The 2302-nt window shown below is 44.9% G+C and carries 3 protein-coding genes; all 3 read right to left on the reverse strand.

Annotation, left to right across the window (positions count from 1 at the left end):
• Positions 1-16 precede the first annotated feature (16 nt).
• The 3 genes from tnpC to tnpA are packed head-to-tail and all read right to left on the reverse strand — an operon-like array spanning position 17 to position 2230.
• Positions 17-1537 (reverse strand): IS66 family transposase, encoded by a 1521-nt coding sequence (gene tnpC / locus E0F88_RS33470; RefSeq protein WP_131963151.1) that lies wholly within the window; start codon positions 1535-1537, stop codon positions 17-19.
• A 58-nt stretch (positions 1538-1595) separates the two neighbouring features.
• Positions 1596-1937 carry an IS66 family insertion sequence element accessory protein TnpB gene (tnpB, locus tag E0F88_RS33475; protein WP_131963153.1) on the reverse strand — a complete coding sequence of 114 codons (342 nt, stop codon included), beginning with the start codon at positions 1935-1937 and terminating at the stop codon, positions 1596-1598.
• Positions 1937-2230 (reverse strand): IS66 family insertion sequence element accessory protein TnpA, encoded by a 294-nt coding sequence (gene tnpA, locus E0F88_RS33480; protein ID WP_131963155.1) that lies wholly within the window; start codon positions 2228-2230, stop codon positions 1937-1939. Before tnpA ends, tnpB begins: the two co-directional genes overlap by 1 nt.
• Between the last annotated feature and the right edge of the window lie 72 nt (positions 2231-2302).

A 2302-nucleotide genomic window follows, 5' to 3' on the forward strand; every position in this document is an offset into this window, starting at 1 on the left:
GTATCCGGCCTACCAACTACATATTTGTTAGTTGCTGAACTTTGTTAAAGTTTTGCGGATATAGGTCGGTAATGTTTTTATGATTGATTGTGGAGATGTTTAGCAGGGTGTTTTTTAGCCAATTGTAGGGATTGATATTATGTTTTTTGCAGATCGCGAAGAAAGAGTATATCATGGCAGCTCGCTGTGCAGCATCATGTGATCCGGCAAAAAGATAATTTTTCCGACCTAGGGCCAAGCCACGTAAGGAATTTTCAATTTGATTATTGTCGATCAGCAGATTCCCATCATGTAAATACGCACTGAGCGCATCCCAGCGATTATAACTGTACTGCATCGCCTTTCCAATCTGGCTTTTTGGGAGCGTGCTTTTAATTTGTTCAAAGATCCATTTTCCCAGCTCATTGAGAACCGGAAGGGATTCGGTCAGCCGTAGCTCTTTGATTTTGACAGGATCCAACATCTGCTGGCTGGCTTTTCGCTCCACAGCGTATAGCTGCTGGATCATTGATAGCGCTTTTTGCGACCTGGTTTTGTCATTATCCAGCGCTCGTTCAAATTCTCTGCGGGCATGTGCCCAGCAAGCCAGGTGAGTAACGTCCTTGCGTTTCCCGTGCTTTTCGTAAACGGCATACCCATCCGTCTGCAGATAGCCTTTGAAACTTTCTAACATCGTTTTTGCACCTGCTGATCCTCTTGTCGGCTGGTAATCAAAGAGAACTACGCCATCCAAAGGGCTGTGGTACACCCAATAATAGCCTTGGTGGCAAGCTCCCTTCTTTTCACTTTCCAGTACTTTTATCGGGCTCTCATCCACCTGAAGATATCCTTTTGTCTTGATATCGAAGACCAGTTGTTCGTAGAGCGGTTCGAGCTTGATCAAGGCTTCTTTGGTCCAGCCCTCCAGGGTTGAAGATGCAATCTGGATATCTTCTCTGGCAAAACGCTGCTTCTGCCGGTAAAGTGGAAGGTGGTCTTGATATTTATCGGTTAAAATACTAGCCAGCAGTCCGGCAGAAGGAATTCCTTTATCAATGACCCGCTCCGGGAGATGACCAATCTTTACACCCTCCCCATTTTTGGCAGCGTATTTATAGCGGATATACCTTTTGATTAAAAAGCGGGCTGGCTCATAATCGAGCTCTTCGGTAACCTCCTTGCCGATGCATACCATCGCTGAAAGATCTCCAGCAGGGTAAATTTCAATCTCCTCAACAGGTAAATGCGATGGAAGTGCAGCACGGCCTTTGTGATTAGGCCTGCTACGGACGTAGCTGATCTTTTCTTTCAGGATTTCTTCTTGTGCAGCTATTTGGTCGACGGGCGTTTCAAAAGGGAGTGCAATCTGGGCAGGATCCCCTTCGAATCGTTCCCGTTTTTGCCCGAATTGCATCCGCTTGTACATCGCAAGCTGCGATTTGAGATAAGCATTTTCATCTTCCAACTCTGCAATACGCACTTCACTGTAGGACTGCTTTTCCTTGTTTATAAGGGCTATTAGTTCTTCTTTTGAAAGCGATTCCAGAGACATATCCATGCACTAAAGATACAGATCCGGAAGCATTTYAGCTAATAAAATATGCCTTTTTTTGCACCTAAATATGGAATCTTGTCTTCTGTATGCTCTTTTGTATCTGGATGCCTTCTACCATCAGAACCAGCTCAGCCCAACTCAAAGATACGCGTCCACCCATTGCTTTGGGTAGAGAAAACGTTCCTTTTTCAAGTCGTTTATAATACAAAACAAAGCCCCCGTTTTCCCAATGCAGCAATTTGATATGGGTGCGGGGCCGGTTCAGAAAAACGAAGACTTCACCGCTTGTGGGATTACGGTCCAGCTCTGCACTTACAAGGCCACAAAGCCCGTCAAATCCTTTACGCATGTCACAACGGCCCTGGTAAAGAAAATAGCTGTGCGATGAACTCAGACTGAACATCAGTAGAGCTTGATCAGTTGGGAAAGCACAACAAGGTCTTTCCCTTGGTAATTTATCTTCACGCCATTTGGGTAGACAATCTGGCAAGAATCATTTGATGCGGATTGTTGGCCTGATATCTGAACAAAGCCACCTACCTTTTCGACAGGCAACCGCGCGGCCAACTTTTCTTTTCCCGCCCAGTAACCAAATTTGGCTACCGTGATGCCATGTGGCTTGCAAAATTCACTCTGGGTTAGCCCACTTTTACGCCATTCCCTTACTAATTTGAACATCTCTTCCGACTGATCCATTTTGATTGGTTTTTAAGTCAAAAGTAAAAACCACGTTTCTCTTAAGAAATATGTGGTTCATAGGATGCTTAC

It is taken from the genome of Dyadobacter psychrotolerans, from assembly GCF_004349265.1.
Classification (GTDB): Bacteria; Bacteroidota; Bacteroidia; order Cytophagales; family Spirosomataceae; genus Dyadobacter; species Dyadobacter psychrotolerans.

Coding starts and splice junctions, on each gene's coding strand:
- tnpC (WP_131963151.1), bottom strand. CDS start 1,537: ATGGATATGTCTCTGGAATCGCTTTCAAAAGAAGAACTAATAGCCCTT.
- tnpB (WP_131963153.1), bottom strand. CDS start 1,937: ATGTTCAGTCTGAGTTCATCGCACAGCTATTTTCTTTACCAGGGCCGT.
- tnpA (WP_131963155.1), bottom strand. CDS start 2,230: ATGGATCAGTCGGAAGAGATGTTCAAATTAGTAAGGGAATGGCGTAAA.